Below are 24201 nucleotides of genomic sequence, written 5' to 3' on the forward strand. Positions count from 1 at the left end.
ACTACTTCGGTAGCACAACTCGATGAAGCCCCCCGGCCCTCTTTCAACACCATTATCTTACTTATTTTTAATTTTTTTGTCCAACCAGTGGGGGGAAGTATAGAATAAGTAGCTTTGTTAAAATCGCATATATCTCTTTTGGTTGTTTTATAGCGCTGCAAGGTTCTAGCCGTATAATCCTTACCAACTAGTTTTGCCATTTTTATGTTATGTTCTTCAATCACTTCAAGAATATGTTTTCTTGTACCATCTTTTCCTAAATACCTATTACGAATTTTCATAGCTGTGATTACCTGTTGCTTATCCATCATTTCCTGATAAGCCCGATATACATTCTTTTTAATTATTTCTAGGTTTCTGTTTACTTCTTTGGTAGCGGGAGAGCTACCCATTAGCTTTTTGGCTTTGGCATTCCATTTCTCTAAACTCACTTTTAAAAAGGTGCTTAATTCGGAACGCTCACCACTATAAGTAATGCGTAAATAAATAGTTCCAAGTTCTAAATCTTGCGCTTTACTTTTTCTGATATAAAATAATATGGATAATAAATCTTGCATAGGTTACACCTTCTTCTCTTTTAAAGGTAGTTGAAAATAGGCAAACATGAAAATTTCAAAATACTGATTTATAAGTATTTAACATCTATTCGGGCGCACCTGTAGTGACACCCAAAGTGTCCCCTAATGATGCACGTTTTGGTTGATATCAATTGAATTTAAATGAATATAAGGAATTAAAAAACCCTGTAAAATCTGATGTTTTACAGGGTTTTAATGTCATTTGATATGTTAAAAGTACTCGAGGTGGGAATCGAACCCACACTCCCGAAAGAACTGGATTTTGAATCCAGCGCGTCTACCAATTCCGCCACTCGAGCGTATCTAAAAAGCTTCAGGTAGAGTTGTGCTATTTTAGGGATGCAAATCTATAAAAAAAATCTAATAAGCAAACTAAAAATACTAAGATTTATCCTTCATCAGTTGAAATAAATGTCTAAATTTGCACCTCGATTTGTATAACGGACTTTAATTAACTATTAAACAACATAATAGAAATGCCTTATTCGGTGCCAGATCCAAAGATATTTGCTTGTACGCAAAGTAAAATTTTAGCAGAGAAAATAGCAAAAGCTTTTGGAGCGGAATTAGGAAATGTAGCCTTCACAAGATATAGTGATGGCGAGTTTCAACCATCGTTTGAAGAATCTGTCAGAGGAGCACGCGTTTTTATTATTGGTTCTACAAATCCAAGTTCTGAAAATTTAATGGAAATGTTGTTAATGTTAGACGCAGCTAAGAGAGCGTCAGCAAGACACATTACAGCGGTTATACCTTATTTTGGATGGGCTAGACAGGATAGAAAAGATAAGCCTAGAGTCCCAATAGGTGCTAAGTTGGTTGCTAAATTATTAGAGGCAGCAGGAGCGACAAGGATAATTACTATGGATCTACATGCGGATCAAATTCAAGGCTTTTTTGAAAAGCCAGTTGATCATATGTTTGCATCAACTGTATTCTTGCCGTACTTGCAAGAGTTGAATTTGAAAAATTTGACCATTGCATCTCCTGATATGGGTGGATCTAAGAGAGCTTATGCTTATTCTAAGTTTTTAAGTTCCGACGTAGTGATTTGTTACAAACAAAGAGCTGAAGCCAATGTGATCGAACACATGGAGCTAATAGGAGATGTGACAGGAAAGAATGTAGTTCTAGTAGATGATATGGTTGATACTGCAGGAACTTTGACAAAGGCTGCAGACTTGATGATAGAACGAGGAGCGATTAGTGTAAGAGCAATCGCAACTCATGCATTGCTATCAGGGAACGCATACGAGAAAATTGAAAACTCTAAATTATCTGAATTGATCGTTACAGATTCAATTCCACTGAAACAGCAGAGTGATAAAGTAAGAGTTATCAGCTGTGCAGAGTTATTTGCAGATGTAATGCACAGAGTGCATCACAATACTTCAATAAGCTCTAAATTTTTAATGTAAAATTTATTAATTTTTTATATATAATGAAGTCAATTACAATTAAAGGATCTCAAAGAGAAAGCGTGGGCAAGGTATCGACCAAAGCCTTACGTAATGCTGGAAAGGTTCCTTGCGTTATTTACGGAGGGGATAAAGCACTACACTTTTCAGCTGAAGAAAAAGCATTTAAAGACTTGGTGTACACTCCAAATGCGCACACTGTAGTTATTTCATTGGAAGATGGAGCATCTTACAATGCTATTTTACAGGACATTCAATTTCACCCTGTAACTGATACTATTCTACATATTGATTTTTATCAATTAGAAGATGATAGAGAAGTTACTATTGAAATTCCAGTTAGGACTGTAGGTGTTGCACCAGGCGTTTTAGCAGGTGGTGTGTTACGTCTTAACAGTCGTAAACTAAAAGTAAAAGCATTGCCAGCGAACCTTCCAGATTATATCGAAGCTGATATTTCAGGACTTGAAATTGGAAACAAATTATATGTTACCAAGGTTGCAAATGAGAATTACAAAATCATGCACCCAGATAACACTGTAGTATGTCAAGTTAGAGTATCACGTGCTGCGATGAAAGCTGCTCAAGATGCGGCTAAAGAAGAAAAAGCAGCTGGTGCTAAAAAGGCTGAATAAGTTTTTTAAAAGTATTTACTATATTACTAGGCATCTCATTTTGGGATGCCTTTTAAATTATATAGCATTTCAATATGATACGTTTTCTAAAAAATCTTTTAACTAAAAGCGGTAGTAAAGACCACGATGTTATGAAAAAGTATTTGATCGTTGGCCTTGGGAACATTGGTTCTGAATACGAAAACACAAGGCATAACATAGGATTTAAAGTGTTAGATCATTTGGCGAAAAAAGAAGATCTAAGTTTTCAGTCTAATAAATTAGGGGCTATAACCCAATATAAGTTTAAAGGAAGAACACTTGTTTTACTAAAGCCAAGCACCTACATGAACCTCAGTGGTAAGGCTGTTCGCTATTGGATGACCAAGGAAAAAATACCTTTGGAAAACATCTTAATCATAACAGACGATATTAATCTTAGCTTTGGTACTATACGCCTGAAAACAAAAGGAAGTGACGGTGGACACAATGGCTTAAAAGATATTCAACTGCAATTAGGAACACAACAATACTCCCGTTTTCGTTTTGGAATTGGAGCTGAATTCTCAAAGGGTAGACAAATAGAATATGTGCTAGGTCAGTGGAGCCCAGAAGAGGAAGCTAAACTAGAAGAGCGTATTGAAAGAGCAAGAGAGCTTGTTAATTCTTTTGCAACCGCTGGGGTACAAATAACGATGAATACTTTTAATAATACCTGAAAAAAAGTTTTTAGTTACTCGATTCTAAATTCTCCAATACTCGATGGAGTACGATTTCCAGACTGATCTATGGTGTTGACATACCAATAATAGACATTCGAAGATAAAGGCGCCAATGTATGCGTTTGATCGGATAATCCCACAGCTACATTTTTAGTTGGCGGACTGAGGGAGTCCAAAAAGACTTCATATTCTTTAATATCGTTATCGACATCAGTGCCCTTCCAAGTCAATTCAATATTGGTTGTATTATAAGAAGTACTACCTGTTTTCGGATTGATAAGTTCGGCTGGAAATGGAGGGTAACTTACCACCCCTTCTCCTGCATTGTAAAACTTCCAGAGATTACTAGTGGTACTGTCTCCACTTTTAGTGTTTATAGAGATAACAAACCATGAATAAGGGGTGTTTCTTGAAAGGACAACTTCTTTAAAAGTCTCTTTAGTAGTATAGGTTTCGATACGGTTCGAAAGTAAATTTCTAACCGTTAGGGTGAAATTGTCTGCTCCCTTGTTGGGCTCCCACTCAAATGTAATACTACTTCTGTTTTGGTCAATAAGAACACCCTGGGTACAAGTCTCATCCTTTTCAGGAAATAAAAGGGTAGCTACCTCAGGTTTGGTTGGTCGAGGGTTGTCATCCTTGCTATTACATGCCAATGTGATGATCACTAAACCAAGTATAAGAGCTATCTTTTTCATTTATTAATTTTTTACTTCCTATTATCGTTTAACCAGTTTAATAACCTCTGAAATGGTTTTGTTTTCTGCTCTTAGTACATAGGTGCCAGAAGAAAGTCCAATGATATCTAACTGTATGTTCCCTTGGCTGTCTGTATTGGTATCTAGGTTCATTAGCCTTCGGCCAGCGAGGTCATATATCGAAATTTTAAAGGAGGTGTCCATAAAGGGAGTTTGGAGTTGTACCTCATTTTGAAAAGGATTGGGATAAGCTAAAAACGTTTGCTGGGAAACAAATATCTTTTCAAAAGTTCCTTGGCAATCTTTATTGGTGCTAACGCGTAGGGTATTTATGTCTTTGTCCAAGCGAAGCTCGATAAACTGTCTATTAGTCCTAGATATGTTTCCATTGAGGTTTATGGTGTATAGGTCTGAACCAGTGAGCTGTAGTCTTAATATATCGCCCTCTAATTGTTTGGCATAAACGGAGAGTAATTCAGGTTGAGCGATAACTACATCAAAACACTGCTGATAATCGGGATTTTGCGCCACTGTGAAACACAATGTATAATTACCAGAAGACAGGGAAGCAAAGCTGCTAGTTTGATTTAAATCTACGGAAAGATCTGTTCCATTGCCTGTGAGTCTCACCGTGTAATCATAGCTGCTATCTACAATATCTATTTTTATGGATCCATCATTTTGGTCAATACAACTTTCAGCAGTAAGAGTTAGATGATAGTTTTGTTCATCGATGCTAAAAATTTCGCAACCGTTGACATCGACCCTAGCACCTTGTGGTGTGTTTGGGCAAAGGTCATCAGTATCTAATACACCATCTTTATCTGAATCCGTAATGTACTCGCCACTTATACAGATGTTTAGTCCAAAATTATTAATGGTGCCCCCGTCATGACTGTTGCTGTCCTCTACTACTAATTGCCATAAACCTTTACTAGGCTCACCTTTTAAGGCAGATAAAGGTTGTTCAGGTCTTATTTGACCACTAAGAGATGGAACTTCATATAAACATGTGATCGTGGTGCCTTGATCGGTAAAAGTTACATTGATATCCTTTTGATTGCCGCATTGTTGAGTTAATAATGGAATAGTGGTGCCTGAAGGAGATATCAATGAAATACTTAAATCTTCTAACCAAGAATGTGTGATATCAACCAAGACACTAACTTGATTAATTTCTCCTGCCTCAAGAAAATCGATGGCACTAGTGACCGAGGATGCTCCCATAGAAGAAATTGTTACATTATCAGTGTTGTTTTCGGATTTACATGAGATGTTGATGGTTGTAAAACTGAAAGTATTGGAGAATTCTCCATCGCCACAAGTGTTTATTGGTTTTACTCTCCAGTAATAAGTTGTGGTAGCTTCAAGGTCATCTACGGCAAATTCTGTTGTATTAACAAGGCCATTATCAAGTAAAATGCTAAAATCTGGAGCCGTAGATACTTGGACTTCAAATTGACTTGCATTTGGATAATCTTCCCAAGTTAGGATACTTTGAATTGGAACATCAGTTTGTTGATCCATTGGTGTTTTTAAAACAAGAGGATCCATTGTTACATTATACATTGAAAGTTGTATAGGGTACTCTTTTGGTTCTCCTGTGGAGGATTCTGCAATTACAGTTAAAACACTGGTTCCTGAGTCAAGAGTTTCTGTGCCACTTATACTTATGGTTACTTGGGTGTCTGTAGAGTTTGCTTGATTTTGGCTAAAACTAACTACTAATCCAACAGGTGCATCTGTGACAGAAAACGTCGTGGTTTCATTGTAACCAGAGTAGGTCTGATAGGTAAAAGGAATGTCTATATCTTCTGGCTGACAGACTTGGTATTCAAGACTGTCAAATATCAATGCATAGTTAGCTGGACTAATTGAAAGGACTGCTTTGTTTATGGCAAAGAAAACATTATTTGCAGCTTTGACCATAATTCTAGCATTTGTACTATTGATATCTCCAGGAATTACAATTCTTGCCTCTCCATCATTTTCGGTATTTTCCTTTAGTACAATGGGTGTTTCTAGATTTGATTCGAGGATAAGATATATATCGACAAAATCGGTCTGAATTGGAAGTGCATTGGTTTGAGCCACATTCCAATTGATGGTATATACTTCTCCACCACGCAGAGTTTCTGTGGTATTTTGAGATGTGACCTCAAAAGTTTCACCAGTATCTACGGTCGTTACAACAAGATTTGAACGCGCAATTTGTCCTCCTTCTGGATTGTTGTCTCTCACTAATAATGAAAAATTCAAATCTCTAGAAACTTCAGGTATTACTTCCCAAGTTGGGGTTAGATCGTTTGTGAGTAACGCCTCCTTAGAGGGGAAATACCGTTTCGAGGATGTATTAGGAGGGAGTGAGCGAAATAAGGGTCCAACTTTTGATTCAGCGGAAGGAGGTTGTACTGCAACCTCATTGTCCTGTTGCTCCCATGAATATGTCAACACATCCCCATCCACGTCGCTAACATCCCCATCTAAAACGAAGGCTGTTCTAGCGGGAATGGTGTAATTTGATAAAGTTGAAATCACTGGAGCCTGATTGGCAATGGCAGACTCTGTAGCACAATCACTGTTTCCGTATATGATGTTATCCCATATTTGAGAAATACTCACGGCGTGGAAATAAGCATCGCTATTTCCTTGGATGTTATCTGGACAAATCCCAGCATAACTCATCACTGTTGAGCCACTACCAGGTTCAACCGCAGTGGAACTAGTTCTATTGGCCTTGCATGAGTTATTAAAGGTATGTGTTGCTCCGAATTGATGACCCATTTCATGAGCTACAAAATCAATATCGAAGGCATCACCTTCTGGGAAATAGAAACCTGTAATTCCTCTTGCTTTGTTGGGTGTACATACAGAGCGCAATTGCGCAATTCCGTCACCACCTGAACTGGTTTTAGTAAACACATGACCGATGTCGTAATTAGCTACACCAATTGCCGAGTCAATAAGTGTTTGGATTTCGTTATTGATAATTATTTCTGAATCATTATTGGTTAGTCCATCAGTATCAGGATCTAAAAATATAAGAAGGTCATTGTCCTCAATAATCTCTAGGTGGATTGCCAAATCATTTTCGTAAATACTATTTACTCGCGTTATAGTAGTGTTCATAGCTGCGAGTACAGTTGCTTTCTTTTCTTGATCTGTGGCCGTTGGACTAAGATCAGCCTGCAGTATATGAAATTCAGCGTATTCGGCCGAACAAGCTAGCGCTAATCGATAAGTCCTAAGAGTACTGTCATCGACGGGTCGCATCATTAGGTCTTCATCGTTCGTGTTTACGCTAAATTGTTTGTTGTTTTGTTGTACCCTACAACTGAATTCTTTGGTGTTAAATCCTTCCTTATCAATAAGGTAATAGGTGTCTGATTCGTCTTTACTTGGGTTGATATAGGTGACTTTGCCTTTGGCTTTATCCTTTATTAATCCATGAAAACCCTGAGGGTCTACTGAGAAATAAATTTGTATTAAGGGATTATTAACCGATGTTCCCTTATATGATTTTATTTCAGGGTATTTATCAGATAATGCCTTGGATAAGACACTGTGCTCTTTTACTTCAAATTGTTCAAAATTATTTTCCGAGATTGGAAAACTAATTATAGCTTTAGAAGACCTAGCCGCAGGTAAACCCTTGGAATTTAGATTAGTTGGAAGTTGATTTTTAAACTGAGAAAGTTCTACTTGAAAATAAGACGGAGTATAGGTAGGTTTGATGAGATTATTTTTCACACTACTCACCGATTTACTCCATACATCCTCTTGTTGAGAATACATTGAACTACAATAAATTAGGGTCAAAAACCCCAGGAATAAACGTGAAAACTTGCCCATTTCTACTTACTGTCAGGGAATAAAAATAGTTAAATTTACGCTCTTAATTTTAAAAAAAGACAAATACCCGCTCTTATAGCCTTAATTATTCTCTTTTAAATTCGTTATTTTGTGGTATGAGTTTAATATTAAAGAACGCATAAGTGATTATCAAAAGAAATCTTTTTGACAAAGACGAAAATTATCACACGGTTGTCACCATTGGAACCTTTGATGGAGTACATGTTGGACACCGAAAAATCATCGATAAGCTGGTCACCATTGCCAAGGCGAATAAGCTGAGGTCTACTATACTTACTTTTTTTCCACATCCAAGGATGGTGTTGCAACAGGCAACAGATTTAAAATTGCTCAATACTCTTGATGAGAAAATAGCGATACTTGAAAAATCTGGATTGGATCAATTGATTATTCATCCATTTACAAAGGAGTTCTCACGTTTGAGCGCTGAGAAGTATGTCAAAGAAGTATTAGTAGATCATATTAAAGCAAAGAAGGTTATTATCGGATATGACCATCGCTTTGGGAGAAACCGAACTGCGACAATTGAGGACCTTGTTAGTTATGGTGAGAAGTACGGTTTTGAAGTTGAACAAATTTCTGCAGAGGAGGTTAATGAAGTTTCAGTAAGTTCTACTAAAATTAGGAAGGCCTTAGAGGATGGTGATGTGAAGACAGCCAATGCGTATCTGGGTTATTGTTATATGCTCGGTGGGGTGATTACTCGTGGTAGAGGTATTGGAAAAGACTTAGGATTTGCTACGGCAAATATACATATCGAAGAGAAGTATAAACTAATCCCTAAAGTTGGGGTTTATGTTATTAGAACTCTTTATCGCGGAAAGCTTCTTTATGGGATGATGAACATAGGATTTAACCCTACCGTTCAAGGAGATAAACAAACAATCGAGGTACATTTATTTGATTTTCAAGGGGATTTGTATGGAGAAACCTTGAGTGTTGAGCTATTGCAGCGTCTGAGAGATGAGCAAAAATTTGATTCTGTTGAAGAATTAAGACTTCAATTGGAAAAGGATAAAGCAGTATCACTCTCCCATATAGAAAAGCTTCATGCTGACTAAATTTCTTTTCACTAAAATTGATAATAACTCACTGATTGTATTTCGGGTCATCTTTGGTCTGCTTATCCTTTTGGAAAGTGTCGGAGCTATTTTTACTGGATGGGTACGCGATACCTTGGTCAATCCTCAATTTACCTTCAATTATATTGGATTAGATTTTCTACAACCCCTTTCGGGAAATGGAATGTACTATTACTTTGCCATTATGGGACTGCTAGGGTTTCTCGTGATGATTGGATATCGCTACAGGTTTAGTATGAGTGCATTTACCCTTATGTGGGCTGGAGTTTATTTTATGCAAAAGGCCTCCTATAACAATCACTATTACCTCTTGCTTTTACTGTGTTTAATTATGATGGTCCTCCCAGCACATTCGTATTTGTCGATGGATGTGAAAAGGCGCCCAGAGCAACAGAAGATTTGGATGTATAGTTGGTGTAAATGGTTAATCGTTTTTCAACTTTTGGTAGTTTATACCTATGCAGCTATCGCTAAACTCTACCCTGGATGGCTTGATCTTTCTTTCTTTAAGGTTTTAATGGGGTCCAAAATACATTATCCCCTAGTGGGGGACTTGCTTCAAAACGAGTCGTTACATTGGTTTTTAATGGTCAGCGGCATTGCCTTTGATTTTTTAATTATTCCCCTACTTCTTATAAAGAAAACGCGTAAATGGGCATTTGTAGCCGCAGTTGGATTTCATTTGTTTAATTCTGTGATCTTCCAGATAGGGATATTTCCTTATATGTCTTTGGCCTTGTGTATATTTTTCTTTGAGCCAAAAACAATTCGGAAGATTTTTTTAAAGCGCAAACCACTTTTTATAGATGGACAAATAGAAAAACCTTATTACCACAAAGTGGTTGTAATGCTCTTTGCCATGTACGCAATTATTCAGATCGCATTACCTATTAGACATCTGTTTATACCCCAACCTGTACTTTGGACTGAGGAAGGGCATCGAATGAGTTGGCGAATGATGCTTAGGAGTAAGGCAGGAATGATCGAATTTAAAGTACTTAACCACCAAACAAAAAAACAGCATAGTGTTGATCTTAATGAGTACTTATCTGCTAAACAACGTAGAGTTATCGGAAGTAAACCTGATATGATTTGGCAATTTGCACAAAGACTTAAAAAACAATATAAGGATCAAGGTTATCAGGTGAGCGTGTTTGCCAGTGGGAGCAGGGTAAGCATAAACGGTGGACCTTGGCAAGACTTTGTGAAACCCAATGTTGATTTAGCTGCTCAACCATGGCATTACTTCGGCCATGAACCATGGATCTTTCCGTATAAAAAAGAATCTAAATAAGCAGGTTAATAAAGGGAAAGCTTTAAATTTGTTGCTTTGATTATAGCAAATTTTGTTAGGATCATAAAAACAACATATTTGAAAATTAATTTAATAGAGTATTTCCATGCTTCAGTTACAATTTATCAGAGACAATAAGGAGGAGGTCATCACGCGATTAAAAGTCAGAAACATTGACGCAACTTCCGTTGTGGAAGAAGTTATCGCCTTGGATGAAAAGCGCAGGACACTACAGTCCAATTTAGACAACACCCTGGCGCAATCCAAAAAGTTGTCAAATGAGATAGGTGACTTGTTTAAAACCAAACAGGTAGATAAGGCTAATGAATTAAAGGCCCAGTCGCTTGTTTTAAAAGAGGAATCAAAATCACTAGGTGAGAATCTGAATATAACTGCTGAGAAGCTTCAATCACTACTATATACGATTCCAAATTTACCGCACCCTTCTGTGCCAGCTGGAAATTCTGACCAGGATAACGAGGAGATTTTTAAAGAAGGTGAGGTGCCAACGTTAATTAAAGGAGCACTGCCTCATTGGGAACTGGCGAAGAAGTATGATATTATTGATCTTGATTTAGGAGCGAAAATAACAGGAGCAGGTTTTCCCGTATACAAAGGAAAAGGAGCGAGATTACAGCGTGCTCTTATTGCTTATTTCTTAGATCAGAATACCCAAGCTGGATATACCGAATACCAAGTACCGCATTTAGTAAATGAAACTTCTGGTTATGGGACAGGGCAATTACCAGATAAGGAAGGTCAAATGTATCACATCGGTGAGGATAATCTATATTTAATTCCCACTGCTGAGGTTCCTATCACTAATTTTTTCAGAGATCAATTGTTGGCAGAAAAAGATTTTCCAATTTGCTGCACAGCTTATACTCCTTGTTTTAGAAGAGAGGCGGGTAGTTATGGGGCGCATGTTAGAGGTCTAAATCGACTGCATCAATTTGATAAGGTTGAGCTAGTTCGAGTAGAACATCCTGATAACTCCTATAAAGCTTTAGATGGTATGGTGGCTCATGTACAGGAACTGTTGCGTGAACTTAAATTACCTTATCGAATATTGAGACTTTGTGGTGGTGATTTAGGATTTACTGCTGCTTTAACATTCGATTTTGAGGTATATTCCACTGCACAAGAGCGTTGGTTGGAGGTGAGTTCTGTTTCTAATTTTGAATCCTTTCAAGCGAATCGCTTAAAGCTTCGTTACAAAAACGAATCAGGAAAAAATGTATTGGCACATACTTTAAATGGAAGTTCATTAGCATTACCACGAATACTGGCTGGTATTTTAGAAAACTATCAAACTGAGGATGGAATACAAATTCCAGAAGTATTGGTTCCATATACAGGTTTTGATAAAATCGATTAAAATCACAATTACCTCAAAACTAGTGTGTTTGTGAAATTATAACATCTAATTAGGTGAATACAATAATTTTCGTTATTTTTAGAATACGGTGATGTAGAAGATTTTTTCAAAATCTATTATTAAGTTGGTTAATAGCAAGTCACCGAATTGCAAAGTCCGGAGTATTCCGGACTTTCTTCTAAGATAGTCCAATTGGAGGCAATAATTTAAGAAAACTTTTTTATACCTAATTTTCCGTTGTAATTTGCTGTCGTTCTTATTATTGTTCAAGAGATGCGTACTTTAATTATTTTCATTTTGATACTTCTGGCGAATTTTGAGTCCTATGCTCAAGATCAAATCATCGCACGTCAGTATTTTGAAGAGGGTAATTTCGAGAAAGCCGTAGTTTACTATGAACGATTTTATAAAAATAACCCTCATAATAGTGGGGTGATTGTTCCTCTTGTTGAGACCTATCAGCAACTAGAAAGATATAAAGAAGCGGAAGCACTTCTCTTGGACGCTGCCAAAGGTGATAAGGTTAACCCTGTTATTTATGTGGAGGTTGGTTATAATTACCATCTTATGGGGAATGACAACAAAGCAAACACCTATTACGACAAGGCAATTTCTTTGATAGATAACAATCCCAATTACGCCTATATTCTTGGAAGAACCTTTAGATCGAAAACTCTTTTGGACCAAGCTATTAGTAGTTATAAAAAGGCTATGCAGCTCAATGATCAATTGAATTTCAATTATGATCTTGCTACCATTTATGGTGAACGTGGAGAGGTTGAACTCATGTATACGATGTTTCTGGAGCTGATCAAAAAGAGCCCAAATTTAGCTCCCACTATTAAAAGGAATCTCAACCGTTTTGTCACTGAGGATCCCGAAAGTGAAAACAATATATTGTTTAAAAAAACTTTGCTAAGAAAAACTCAATCTGATCCTGATGTACTGTGGAATGAGATGTTGAGTTGGATGTTTGTACAACAAAAGGATTACAGAAATGCTTTTGTACAGCAAAAGGCAGTATATAAACGCTCTCAAGCAAGTAGCCTTCAAAACATTGTAGATTTGGGAGTTTTGGCATTGGAATATAAAGATGAAGATACCGCGCGAGCTATTTACGAGTTTGTAATAGAACAGTCAACGGATTTGCAATTAACTATTCAAGCGAAATTGACTCTAATTAACTTGAAAATCTCAGAGGGTGAAAAAGGTAAATACAATTCTATCAAAAAGGATTTTGAAGACTTATTAAATGAATATGGGAATACGGTAAACACGCTGGTAGTTCAAAGTCAATACGCAAAATTTTTAGCCTTTCAATTGGGAGAATCTTCCAATGCTCATCAACTTTTAAGACAAGCGTTGACATTGTCAAAAGATCGTTTTATGCAAGCACAATTAAAAATTACCCTTGCTGATATATTAGTGTACGATGAGAAATTTAATCAAGCCCTTATTTATTACACCCAGGTTCAAAAGGATCTGAAAAATGATGTAAGGGGTCAATATGCTAGATTTAAAGTTGCTCAAACTAGCTTTTACAAAGGGGATTTTGCTTGGGCAGAAACTCAGTTAAATGTTTTAAAATCTTCAACCTCACAATTAATTGCCAATGATGCTCTGGAATTAAAACTATTGATCTCTGATAACATACAGAAGGATTCCACCCATACAGCCCTTAAATTATATGCCAGAGCAGATTTGCTGGCCTATCAAAACAATACTGAGCAAAGCATAAACATTTTACACGAAATCTTGGAGAATCACAAGGGAGATGCTATTGAAGATGAAGCCTTATTAAAGCTAGGAGAGCTGTATGAAAAATCTAAACAGTTTGATAAAGCGGTCATGAATTATGAAAAAATTATTGCATTTTACCCGGATGGTATTCTGATGGACGATGCCCTTTTTCATTTAGGAGTCTTGAACTTTGAAAAGAGAAATATGCCTGAAGAGGCTAAAAAACTACTCGAACGTATCATCTTTGAACATCAAGATAGTATCTATTTTGTTCAAGCAAGGGAACTTTATCGTGCCATTCGTGGAGATCAATTGGAGTAGAAAAGAACAATTGAATAACTGAATAAATATTATGTTATGTATATATACAATGTAACTGTAAATGTAGATGAGGCCATACACCAGCAATGGCTTAAGTGGATGAAAGAAACCTATATTCCTAAAATGTTGCAAACTAATCTTTTTACAAATGCTAGGATTTTGAGGGTTCTTGTGGATGAAGAAATGGGTGGTATGACATTTTCGGTTCAGTATTATGCTAAAGACAAAACGTCCCTTGAGCGGTATTATTTAGATTTCGATCAGGACTTTAGGGCAAAAGAAAAACAGCATTTCTCAGATAATATAGTTAGTTTTACCACCGAACTTCAGGTGTTAAGTGAGCATTAAATTATTCAGGATGTATTTTTTATGGTCATTGGCTTAGGAAACTGTATTTTTGACCTTCGAAAGATCTGTTGCCGGACTTTCAATTCTCGGTATTAAACTCCGTAAACTTAAAGGCTTTGAAAAAGAAGAAATTTTATAAAACACCAGATCAGCACCATCATAGCAAAGATCCAGTAAGAGCCAAAAAGCATCTTGGTCAGCATTTTTTAAAAGATGAGAATATTGCACAGAAAATTGCGAATACGTTAAGTTTAGAAAATTACTCCAAGGTGTTAGAAATAGGTCCAGGAACAGGAGTTTTAACAAAACACATATTAGCAAAAGGAGTTGATTTATATGCCATGGATTTGGATAGAGAATCGATCGCTTATCTCAATGATTCATTTTTACTTGAATACCCATTAGTAAAACCATCTAAGAGCGTTTTTAAGATTGTAGAAGCAGATTTTCTAAAGTATGATTTATCTAAGCTATTTGGGGATGACTCCTTCGCTATTACAGGAAACTTTCCCTATAATATTTCAACACAGATCGTGTTTAAGGCATTAGAATGGCGATCTCAAATTCCAGAATTTACTGGAATGTTTCAAAAGGAGGTTGCGCAAAGAATATGTGAGAAGCACGGAACAAAGGCGTATGGAATATTGTCGGTGTTGACTCAAACATACTACCACGCGGAGTATCTATTTACGGTTCCGCCATCGGTTTTTAATCCCCCACCAAAGGTAGAATCTGGTGTGCTTCGATTAAAAAGAAAAGAAGGTTTTAACCTTGGCTGTGATGAAAAGTTGTATTTTAGGTTAGTTAAGACAGCATTCGGACAGCGTAGAAAGACGATTCGAAATAGTTTAAAACCATTTGACCTTTCAGAAGAATTAAGAGCAACAGAACTGTTCAATTTGCGACCCGAACAATTAAGTGTTGAAGATTTTATAAAACTTTGTACACTAGTAGAACAAGATTTAAGTTAAACACATGGAATGCCCTTTGACATAGAAAAGGAAGAATTCTGAAAATATATAGGCCTATGATTCCATTTAAGCTTAGTGATGGATTAATTGAAGAAATTGAACTCCTGATTGATAGTAAGTCTGATTCAGCCTTACGAATGAAGATGGAGGACTTTCACTATGCTGATATTGCGGAAATCATAAATGAACTCAATTTTGAGCATGCCACCTATATTATTAAGTTACTTGATAGCGAAAAGACCTCCGAGGTTCTTACAGAACTCGATGAGAATATCAGGGAACAGATTCTAAGTAATCTCTCGGCTAAGGAGATCGCAGATGAAATAAGTGAACTAGACACCGATGATGCGGTAGATATTATAGCCGAGCTTCCAGAGGACAGGGTAAATGAAATTATCGCCCAGATCGATGATAAAGAACACGCCCGTGATATAGTTGAACTTTTGCGTTATGATGAAGATACTGCTGGGGGACTTATGGCAAAGGAGTTAGTAAAAGTAAATGAAAATTGGAATGTTCTTACCTGTGTCAAAGAAATGAGACGACAGGCTGAAAATGTCACTAGGGTGCATTCAATATATGTGGTAGATAACGATGAAAAACTAAAAGGGCGATTATCCTTAAAGGATTTATTGACTACCTCGACAAAGGCTCAAATTAGTAGTGTTTATATTCCGAAGGTGGATTATGTGACGGTACATGATAGAGCCGAAGATGTAGCAAGATTGATGTCCAAGTATGATTTGGAGGCGATCCCTGTTATTGATGAATTAGGTCGATTGGTGGGGAGGATTACCATTGATGATATCGTAGATGTAATTAAAGAAGAAGCCGAAAAGGATTATCAGTTGGCAGCGGGTATTACCCAGGATGTAGAAGCGGATGACGATGTATGGGTTCATACTAAAGCGCGCCTTCCATGGTTATTAATTGGAATGTTTGGGGGGCTAGGGGCAGCTAGTATCATCGGTAGTTTTCAAGGGGCAATGGCCAATCCAATTTTACTTAGTTTCGTACCTTTAATACAAGCAACTGCAGGTAATATGGGTGTTCAATCCTCTGCTATTGTTGTACAAGGACTCGCTAACGACACCATAAGAGGTGAGTTATTTAAACGACTAGGAAAAGAATTTATACTTGGTTTAATTAATGGTTGTGCAATCGCTCTGGTAGTTTTAATTATTAGCCATTTTTTGTTTCAGACCTCCTATCTGGTGTCCGCAACCATTGGTGTAGCGTTGATTGCAGTGATTATTATTGCAGCTTTGGTAGGAACTTTTGTTCCAATATTTTTGGATAAAAAGGGTATCGACCCAGCTGTGGCAACGGGTCCATTTATCACCACGAGTAACGATGTTTTTGGAATTTTAATTTACTTTACCATTGCGAAATTAATCCTCGGCTTCTGAGAGGGTTAACTTTACCGAATTTTCACGCATTTTGGATAATTATTTTCACTAACATCTTTATATTCTGTTTTTTTGTAAAGACTTATATTCCTTAATTGGCGTATATTTGTCATTATTATACTACTTAAATGGGTGACTTCGAGAATAATGAACATAATAATCAAATTAGGCGAAACACCCTAGAGTTGTATGCTGTTAGTATAAAGCTTAAGGAGACCTATAATGAATGCCAATATTATATGTCTTTTGAAGGTTTGAAAACTTTCTACGAAACTAGTTTTTTCACGAAATCAAAATTTTGTAATGAGCTTCACCGTCATATTAAATCCAATAATCCCATCGACCTTTTTCTTCCCAAAGTAAAAAGTATATATTATATAACACATATCACTTTTTGTCTGATATTTAAATCAAAAGAAATAAAGTATTTGTTAAATAAAGCACTTACGCTTGAGGAAAAGAGTGCTGAAATTTTAAACCAAATGATGGATCAAAATCTCGGTAAAAACGGAGCTTTAGAGGATTTTATTATAGTCCACGCTCGGCAGCAACAAGGCCGAATCAGTGCTCTGAGAAAAATGGTCAATACCTACTATTAAAAAACTTTACTCAAAATAACCTAGAAAAGTTAATACTTTTGTAAACAGAATTTAAATTGTTTTATCGTGAAAGTATTGCACTTGGATGAAAACCATCCGTTACTTATAGAAGGACTTCAAGCTCTAGGTTATGAAAATCATATCGACTACAAATCACCAAAGGATGAAATTATATCTAAAATAGGAGATTATCAAGGGTTAATTATTCGCAGTCGTATTCCAATAGATGCAGAATTTTTAACAAAAGCGACAAATTTGAAGTTCATAGGTCGAGTTGGTGCAGGACTAGAAAACATAGATGTTGATAAGGCTCAGGAAATGGATATTCGTCTTTTTAATGCTCCTGAAGGCAATAGGAATGCTGTTGGGGAACAGGCCTTAGGAATGCTGTTATCGTTGCTTAATCACCTTAATCGTGTTGATAAGCAGGTGCGAGGTGGTATCTGGAAAAGAGAAGAAAACCGAGGCATTGAAATTGAAGGCAAAACAGTTGGAATTATTGGGTACGGAAATATGGGCAAGGCCTTTGCTAAGAAACTAAAAGGATTTGATTGTGATGTGATCTGCTATGATATCCTAGGAGGGGTTGGTGATCAGAACGCACGACAAGTTGGAATGCTGGAGTTCAAAAAGCGGGTCGATATTCTTAGCCTTCACACCCCACAAACGGGATTAACGATCAATATGATCAATAAGGAGTTTATCGAAGAATTTCATAAACCATTTTGGCTGATTAACACAGCAAGGGGAAGAAGTGTGGTTACAGAGGATTTAGTAGCTGCCTTAAAATCAGGAAAAATTTTAGGTGCTGGTTTAGATGTTTTAGAGTATGAGAAGGCTTCCTTTGAAAATTTATTTGGGGATGATATGCCTGAGGCTTTTAAGTATTTAATCCAAGCTGATAATGTACTGTTGAGCCCGCATATAGCTGGATGGACTATAGAGAGTAAAATTAAATTATCTCAAACTATTTTAGATAAAATAACACAAGAATTTGCAGTGAGTTAGATTTACTTTTTTTATGGTATCACTTCTTTTTCAATGATCTCTTTTTGAAAGATTGAAATTGGCACATTTTGGCTATTCTTTGTAATGCCTACGACTCTTTTTAAAGATCAGGTGACCAAAACAGTAAAAAATAGACCCATAAACTGACCTAGGATGTAAGATAGAAAATATCCTTATCGGTGAATATTGCTCTCTAAAGTCGCATTAGAGTAATGTTTTCAGCGCTAGTTGGATGGGGTAAATGCGCTACAATGGTGCATATTACGGTTAATCTGTCTTTTTTTGTTAAAGTATCTACTTTTTTAGTAAATTAGTCTGGACTAACTAATTTAAAGATAACACTATGAACGAGAACGAAAAAGACTTTGACGAAAAGGCAAAAGATTTTGCTAAGAAGACTGGCGAAAGCGCAAAACAATCAGCAAATGAGTTTACAGATGGTATGAAAGATGCCTTTGGAGGAAGTGATAATAAAAAAGTATTGGCTGGAATACTAGCGATTGTCTTTGGGGCTTTTGGAATTCATAAATTTATTCTGGGCTATAATAAAGAGGGTATTATTATGCTGGCCGTCACCTTAATTTTAGGAGGTATTACCTGTGGAATGGGTGCTGGATTAACGATGATAATTGGTTTGATCGAAGGAATTATTTACCTCACCAAATCAGATGCAGAATTTTATGCCACTTACCAAATAGGTAGAAAGCCTTGGTTCTAAAGATAGGAGCATAGCTCCTATCTTAGGTGTATATTAAAGGAATAATGGCAAAGATACGTGACTGCCCCCAAACCACCACTTTGACAACAGATGAATAGAATTTATGGGGTTTACGAAAATTGCAGCTCATACAATGGAGCATAACGAACTATCAAAAACGTTTAAAGCCTTGGGGCATCCTGCTCGGATTGCAATTCTACAGTTTATAAGTTCAAATCCGGGCTGTATTTGCAACGATATGGTTAAGGAAATTGATCTGGCACAGGCAACTATTTCACAGCACCTTGTCGAATTAAGAAAAGTAGCACTAATTAAAAGTTCCCAAAAAGGGAAGAAGGTTTGTTACACTATTAATATCGACAAGCTCTATGAGGTTAAACAACTTGTTGGCACCTTTTTCCAGGAACAAAACTAAAGATGTTTAACGCCTCCTTAGGACTCATTGTGATTGTTTTTTAACTCCTCTATATGTTTGCGTTCTAATTCAGCTTGAAATTCTTCCATTACGGGTTTTACCGTACTCTCGGGAAGATCTGCAATTTTGATATACATCAAACCATCTACTGAATTATTAAATAACGGATCCACGTTAAAGGCTACTACTTTTGCATTTTGCTTAATGTATTTTTTAATAAGAACAGGTAGTCGAAGACTTCCTGGTTCTACTTCGTCGATTAACCGATCAAATTTATTAAGGTCTGATGCGGTTTCATCAAAGACGAACTCCTTATCTGCATCCTTTAGTTTTACTTTAAACTCTTTCTTCGGGCGTACGTACTGTGCTACGTATGGATCCCAATAATGAGATTTCATAAACTCAATCATCAGGGACTTAGAGAAGTTTGTAAATTGGTTGCTTATACTTACTCCTCCGATGAGATATTTGTGTTCAGGGTGGCGAAGAGTGGTATGTACGATTCCTTTCCATAGTAGAAATAAAGGCATCGGTTTTTGCTGATAATCACTTACAATAAATGCACGCCCCATCTCTATAGATTCGCTCATCATCCGATAGAGTTCGGGTTCAAATTTAAATAGATCTTGGAGGTAGAAACCATCAATCCCGCGAGATTTAAAAATTTCGGATCCCAAGCCCATACGATAGGCACCCACGATAGCCTTCTCTTTATTATCCCAAAGGAATAAATGGTGGTAATACAAATCAAATTCGTCCAAATCAATGGCGCGATTAGTCCCTTCACCCACTGCTCTAAATGTGATTTCTCTCAGGCGACCAATTTCTCTGATGATATTTGGCATCTTTTGAGCGGTAGACAAAAAGACTTCATAATTCTTACTTTGGAATAGGCGCAAATCCTCTTCTCTGAGTTTGTCGACATCCTGTTCCATAAGAGTTTTATCCACTGGGGTTATAATCTCTTTTGGGGATCTCGGGAATTTTAGGCTTGTAGTTACTTTATCTAGTAATCTATCTTGATCATAGGAGTTGGAAAGCATATAGGTTTTCCTTCTAAGAAAATCTGTAAATTCTGGAAGGTTGTCAAATTCCTGTTGAGCTTCCACGCTAATAGGTCTACCTATGCGAACTCTAATTACTCGATTTCTCTGATTAAGTAATTCAGAAGGTAACTTAGCGGTCCTTAGCGTGTCACTAAAATTAGACAATCGGTAAAATAGATTGCTGTTTTTAGCGTGAAAATATATAGGGACAACTGGGACTTCTGCCTTTTTTATAAGTTTCATTGCTGCTGGCTCCCAAGGTTTATCTACCACCAGATTACCATCCTTATTGGTAGAAACTTCTCCAGCGGGAAAAATTCCTAATGGATGTCCCTGCTTTAAGTGCGATAAAGCTTGTTTAAATCCACTAATACTGCTCTTGGCATCCTTATGTGTTTCAAAAGGATTCACTGGCATGATATAGGGTTTTAAAGGAACAATACGGTGTAGCAAAAAGTTCGCTATAATTTTATAGTCACTACGATGCTCTAAAAGTAATTTTAATAGTAGAATTCCATCGATTCCTCCAAGTGGATGATTCGATACCGTAATGTATGCACCATCTTTAGGGATTCTTTTAAAATCCTCTTCTGGGATTTCAAAATTAATTTCAAACTCCTCGAGAATGGAGTTTAAAAAATGCAAGTCTTGTTTATCCTTGTGTTTATCATAGACAGCATTGAGTGTTGATAAATTTAACACCTTCATTAAAAACCATCCACTAAAAGTTCCTAGGACACCTAACTTATCTGCCTTTATAACTTTAGCGACTTCTTTTGCGCTTACCAATCCCATTTAGCAATGAATTATCATATACATACAAATATAGAAAAAGAATGATTGCAGTATTATAGAATCTTAATCTTATGTGAACTTTCTGTTTTAATAAATATACTAGGGTCTTTTTGCGACTAAAATCCTTTGTCGTATTAAAGCTGTTTGTAATATAGTATAAAAGTATATCTTAGAAAATTTTAATTTCCTTCTATTTTGGCTGAATGTCTAATTTAATAAATGTGTATTATCAAAAAAATCTATGGTGAAATTTGATAAAAAGATAACAAATTACTATTCTTTCTTGTGTGTATTGTTTTTAAATATTACTTTTGCCAGCCCTTGTAAAATAAGTGGTTACAAGGAAAAATGAGTGGAATCGACAAGTGGTAAATATTATCGATGAGCAGCTAAAATCTCACTCTTTTTAATATTATTTTTAATGGTATCCCCAACTACCCGAACCTTAAAAATTAGGAATTTTATTCGATTCTAAAAATCGTTCATGTGTAGGTAAAAATCTATTTTGGACCCATGCTTTCTTGTGCTTTATTTTAAACAACAAATAAATAATTTACAAAAAAATGAAAAAGTTAATTTTAGTCTTAGCTGTGGTAATGGCAGCTTGTAGTTCAGATTCAGATGCCCTTATTGAAGAAGTAGAACTGGGAGTAAAAAATGTTACATTGAATATGGATGTATTGATGGCTAGTGAAACAAGACCAATGATGCAACGCAGGGCTACTTGTGATTTTCCAGCATTGTACGAGCATACCATCCCATCATCCTTCAATGTGTATTTTATTCCCATAGATGGTTCGGCGGCTACTATTGAACACACTGATGTAGGAATAGGGAAAACAATCTTTGAAGTTCCAGCCAGAAAATACAAAGTGATTGTGACCAACCACACCACACAAAATGGACGGTGGGAATTACCATTGCATTCCGATGTGTTATACCTTTATGGGGAGAGTGAAGTTGATTTTAGCATATTAGAAAATGTAGATGTAACAGTTACCAATGATTATGCGAGTATTATGGTAGTTAAGAACAAAGCAATTACAAGTGTTCCAGTGTTTGGTGGAGTTGAGTTATTTGACTTTGGGACTTATTATAACATTTATTATAGAAATGCAGAAGGATTAGGATTAGTCGCTGGAACTTTGCAATTGAATAATTATACTTTGAGTAGTGAAGTTAGCGTAGGATCTAATGAGGTTCACAGATTTATGATATGCGCTGAAGATGGTTTAAATATTATTTTGGACAGTAATATTCTAACCCAAGTGAAGGAGACTATTATCGATCGAAATTAATTTGATTTACTGTAACTTTCTTAAAGTCACTAAATTTATAAAGCCTAAATCTGTGGTGTACCCCTACAGATTTAGGCTTTTATAATTATGGTATTTTTCACTTGACAACTAGTTGAACAGTTTGTTGTGTTCTTTGTTCAACCAATACTTCCTTTCCATTTTGTAAAGAATTTATTGCTTGATCGTTAAAGTGTCTTATGGTATATAGGGATACGTCTTCGTAATGCGATACTTTGAACTTGGATTTTAGGGTGTTTAGCAAATCGTCTAACTTATTGAATTTGTTGTCAACGCAAACAGAAAAACTAATTGCAGAATTTTGAATTAGATCAACCTTCATGCGATTATCGCTAAATAATTTAAAGATCTCGCTGATGTTTTCTTCCACTATAAAGGAAAAATCTAAGGAAGATAACTTCATAAGTACGAGGTCCTTTTTAACGATAAAACACGGGATTTTAGGAGAGATACTTTCTCCTTTCATAACTACAGTTCCTTCGGCTGTCGGATTAGCAAATGACTTTACGTGTAGCGGTATTTCTTTTCGTTGTAGGGGCTGTAGTGTCTTTGGATGTATTACAGAAGCCCCGTAAAAAGCAAGTTCTATTGCTTCTCTATAGGAGATTTTGTTAAGTAATTCTGCATTTTCAAAATACCTCGGATCTGCATTTAATACCCCAGGAACGTCTTTCCAGATTGTAACAGAGTCAGCATTTAGACAATAAGCGAAAATTGCAGCGGTATAATCTGAACCTTCTCTTCCCAAGGTTGTTGTGAAATTATTGTCATCACTACCTAAGAAACCTTGGGTGACATATAGCTTATTCTTATCTACCTTCTCAGCGATACACTGCTGGGTATGTTCCCAGTCAACAGTACCCTCACGATAGTTGTCATTGGTTTTTATACAATCTCTCACATCAAGCCAGCTGTTTGTCATTCCGCATTTAGCTAAATATGCGCTAATAATACTAGTAGAGATGAGTTCACCATAACCTACGACTTGGTCATAAACAAAACTGTATTTTGGAGATTTATTCCACGCTAGAAATCCACGAACTTGCTCGAATAATTCATCTAATCGAGCAAAAATTGGATGCTGTTTGGTTTCAAAAAGCTCCAGGGCTATTTTATAGTGATAATCATAAATGGTATCAAAACTTTCTTGAAGTTTACCCTTGTCTTCGAAGTAATTCTTTACCACCACTTCCATAGCGTTGGTTGTTTTCCCCATTGCCGATACGACCAAAAGTGTATTCTGATGTCCAACAGTTTCTAGGACTTTAACTACATTTTGTATTCCAGGTGCATCTTGAACAGAGGCTCCTCCAAATTTGAAAATTCTCATGAATTCTTAGCTATAAATTTTTTTATTCCGTTTTCATCCATTTGAACGGTATCCCAATCACTTAAAACTAACGCACCATTTTTCTTGTAAAATTCGACCGCTGTTTCATTCCAATTAAGAACTACCCATTCGATACGTCTCACACCTTGCTTGGATCCATAAGCAATCACCTCTTTAAATAGCGCACTTCCCAATCCTAACCCACGTTTATTACCTCGAACTACCAAGTCCTCTAAATGAAGTGTTCTTCCTTTCCAAGTGGAATACCGAGGATAGAAAAGAGCAATACCATCTATGTGGCCATCCATTTCTGCAACAAAACATTTAAATAAAGGATGCTCAGAGAAACCATCTCTTTCCAGATCTTCTTTGGTGATCACTACGGCATCTGCTTCTTTTTCAAACTCAGCCAGTTCCTTAATAAGTTCAAGAACTTGACTCATATCACTTTTTGTTGCTATGCGAATTGTGTGTTTCATATCTGTTACAAATATAACTTAAAGTTATAATACTATAAAAATGATTTTT

21 protein-coding genes and 1 tRNA gene are annotated in these 24201 nt (G+C 36.3%); 15 read left to right on the forward strand and 7 right to left on the reverse strand.

Annotation, left to right across the window (positions count from 1 at the left end; translation table 11 throughout):
• Positions 1 to 557, reverse strand: a 557-nt coding sequence (locus I215_RS08635; RefSeq protein ID WP_008991578.1) for an Arm DNA-binding domain-containing protein, incomplete at its 3' end; no start/stop codon positions are given.
• A gap of 238 nt (positions 558 to 795) precedes the next feature.
• Positions 796 to 877 (reverse strand) — tRNA-Leu (locus tag I215_RS08640).
• 177 nt (positions 878 to 1054) lie between these two features.
• Here I215_RS08640 and I215_RS08645 point away from each other — a divergent pair.
• From I215_RS08645 to pth, 3 genes are all read left to right on the forward strand, one after another.
• A complete protein-coding gene (locus tag I215_RS08645; RefSeq protein ID WP_008991579.1) occupies positions 1055 to 1996 on the forward strand; it encodes a ribose-phosphate pyrophosphokinase in 942 nt (313 codons plus the stop codon).
• Positions 1997 to 2019: 23 nt separating this feature from the next.
• Positions 2020 to 2631, forward strand: a complete 612-nt coding sequence (locus I215_RS08650; protein WP_008991580.1) for a 50S ribosomal protein L25/general stress protein Ctc — start codon at positions 2020 to 2022, stop codon at positions 2629 to 2631.
• A 74-nt stretch (positions 2632 to 2705) separates the two neighbouring features.
• Complete coding sequence (gene pth, locus I215_RS08655) at positions 2706 to 3329, forward strand: aminoacyl-tRNA hydrolase (protein WP_008991581.1); 624 nt, start codon at positions 2706 to 2708, stop codon at positions 3327 to 3329.
• A gap of 14 nt (positions 3330 to 3343) precedes the next feature.
• On the opposite strand, the gene I215_RS08660 is transcribed toward pth, so the two are convergent.
• Together I215_RS08660 and I215_RS08665 are read right to left on the reverse strand one after the other, a co-directional pair.
• Positions 3344 to 4030 (reverse strand): hypothetical protein, encoded by a 687-nt coding sequence (locus I215_RS08660; protein WP_008991582.1) that lies wholly within the window; start codon positions 4028 to 4030, stop codon positions 3344 to 3346.
• A 21-nt stretch (positions 4031 to 4051) separates the two neighbouring features.
• Positions 4052 to 7825 (reverse strand): reprolysin-like metallopeptidase, encoded by a 3774-nt coding sequence (locus I215_RS08665; protein ID WP_008991583.1) that lies wholly within the window; start codon positions 7823 to 7825, stop codon positions 4052 to 4054.
• A gap of 200 nt (positions 7826 to 8025) precedes the next feature.
• On the opposite strand from I215_RS08665, the gene I215_RS08670 reads away from it, so the two are divergent.
• From I215_RS08670 to I215_RS08720, 11 genes are all read left to right on the forward strand, one after another.
• On the forward strand, positions 8026 to 8964 hold the full coding sequence (locus tag I215_RS08670) for a bifunctional riboflavin kinase/FAD synthetase (protein ID WP_008991584.1): 939 nt from the start codon (positions 8026 to 8028) through the stop codon (positions 8962 to 8964).
• Positions 8954 to 10279 (forward strand): HTTM domain-containing protein, encoded by a 1326-nt coding sequence (locus I215_RS08675; protein WP_008991585.1) that lies wholly within the window; start codon positions 8954 to 8956, stop codon positions 10277 to 10279. The genes I215_RS08670 and I215_RS08675 overlap by 11 nt, the downstream gene beginning before the upstream one ends.
• 106 nt (positions 10280 to 10385) lie before the next feature.
• Positions 10386 to 11657: a serine--tRNA ligase gene (serS, locus tag I215_RS08680; RefSeq protein WP_008991586.1), complete on the forward strand. Its 1272-nt coding sequence runs from the start codon at positions 10386 to 10388 to the stop codon at positions 11655 to 11657.
• A 273-nt stretch (positions 11658 to 11930) separates the two neighbouring features.
• A complete protein-coding gene (locus I215_RS08685) occupies positions 11931 to 13718 on the forward strand; it encodes a tetratricopeptide repeat protein (RefSeq protein WP_008991587.1) in 1788 nt (595 codons plus the stop codon).
• A 36-nt stretch (positions 13719 to 13754) separates the two neighbouring features.
• Positions 13755 to 14066: a DUF4286 family protein gene (locus I215_RS08690; protein WP_008991588.1), complete on the forward strand. Its 312-nt coding sequence runs from the start codon at positions 13755 to 13757 to the stop codon at positions 14064 to 14066.
• 116 nt (positions 14067 to 14182) lie between these two features.
• Positions 14183 to 15037 carry a 16S rRNA (adenine(1518)-N(6)/adenine(1519)-N(6))-dimethyltransferase RsmA gene (gene rsmA / locus I215_RS08695; RefSeq protein WP_040460124.1) on the forward strand — a complete coding sequence of 285 codons (855 nt, stop codon included), beginning with the start codon at positions 14183 to 14185 and terminating at the stop codon, positions 15035 to 15037.
• Positions 15038 to 15093: 56 nt separating this feature from the next.
• A complete protein-coding gene (gene mgtE / locus I215_RS08700) occupies positions 15094 to 16446 on the forward strand; it encodes a magnesium transporter (RefSeq protein ID WP_008991590.1) in 1353 nt (450 codons plus the stop codon).
• Between the two features lie 128 nt (positions 16447 to 16574).
• Positions 16575 to 17045, forward strand: coding sequence for a hypothetical protein (locus I215_RS08705; protein ID WP_008991591.1), 471 nt, complete (start codon positions 16575 to 16577; stop codon positions 17043 to 17045).
• 66 nt (positions 17046 to 17111) lie between these two features.
• A complete protein-coding gene (locus I215_RS08710) occupies positions 17112 to 18053 on the forward strand; it encodes a 2-hydroxyacid dehydrogenase (protein ID WP_008991592.1) in 942 nt (313 codons plus the stop codon).
• A 343-nt stretch (positions 18054 to 18396) separates the two neighbouring features.
• The gene (locus I215_RS08715) at positions 18397 to 18771 is read left to right on the forward strand and encodes a TM2 domain-containing protein (RefSeq protein ID WP_008991593.1); all 375 of its coding nucleotides are present in this window, start codon (positions 18397 to 18399) and stop codon (positions 18769 to 18771) included.
• Between the two features lie 103 nt (positions 18772 to 18874).
• Positions 18875 to 19186 carry an ArsR/SmtB family transcription factor gene (locus I215_RS08720; RefSeq protein WP_008991594.1) on the forward strand — a complete coding sequence of 104 codons (312 nt, stop codon included), beginning with the start codon at positions 18875 to 18877 and terminating at the stop codon, positions 19184 to 19186.
• A gap of 17 nt (positions 19187 to 19203) precedes the next feature.
• Here I215_RS08720 and I215_RS08725 read toward each other — a convergent pair whose 3' ends face one another.
• Positions 19204 to 21027, reverse strand: coding sequence for a GNAT family N-acyltransferase (locus I215_RS08725; RefSeq protein ID WP_008991595.1), 1824 nt, complete (start codon positions 21025 to 21027; stop codon positions 19204 to 19206).
• 563 nt (positions 21028 to 21590) lie between these two features.
• Between I215_RS08725 and I215_RS08730 the strand changes: the two genes are divergently transcribed.
• Positions 21591 to 22325: a hypothetical protein gene (locus I215_RS08730; RefSeq protein WP_008991596.1), complete on the forward strand. Its 735-nt coding sequence runs from the start codon at positions 21591 to 21593 to the stop codon at positions 22323 to 22325.
• Between the two features lie 97 nt (positions 22326 to 22422).
• Here I215_RS08730 and I215_RS08735 read toward each other — a convergent pair whose 3' ends face one another.
• The gene (locus tag I215_RS08735; protein WP_008991597.1) at positions 22423 to 23673 is read right to left on the reverse strand and encodes an aspartate kinase; all 1251 of its coding nucleotides are present in this window, start codon (positions 23671 to 23673) and stop codon (positions 22423 to 22425) included.
• Positions 23670 to 24152, reverse strand: a complete 483-nt coding sequence (locus I215_RS08740) for a GNAT family N-acetyltransferase (protein ID WP_008991598.1) — start codon at positions 24150 to 24152, stop codon at positions 23670 to 23672. Before I215_RS08740 ends, I215_RS08735 begins: the two co-directional genes overlap by 4 nt.
• Between the last annotated feature and the right edge of the window lie 49 nt (positions 24153 to 24201).

Origin of the sequence: Galbibacter marinus (assembly GCF_000300875.1) — a bacterium.
GTDB classification, from domain to species: domain Bacteria; phylum Bacteroidota; class Bacteroidia; order Flavobacteriales; family Flavobacteriaceae; genus Galbibacter; species Galbibacter marinus.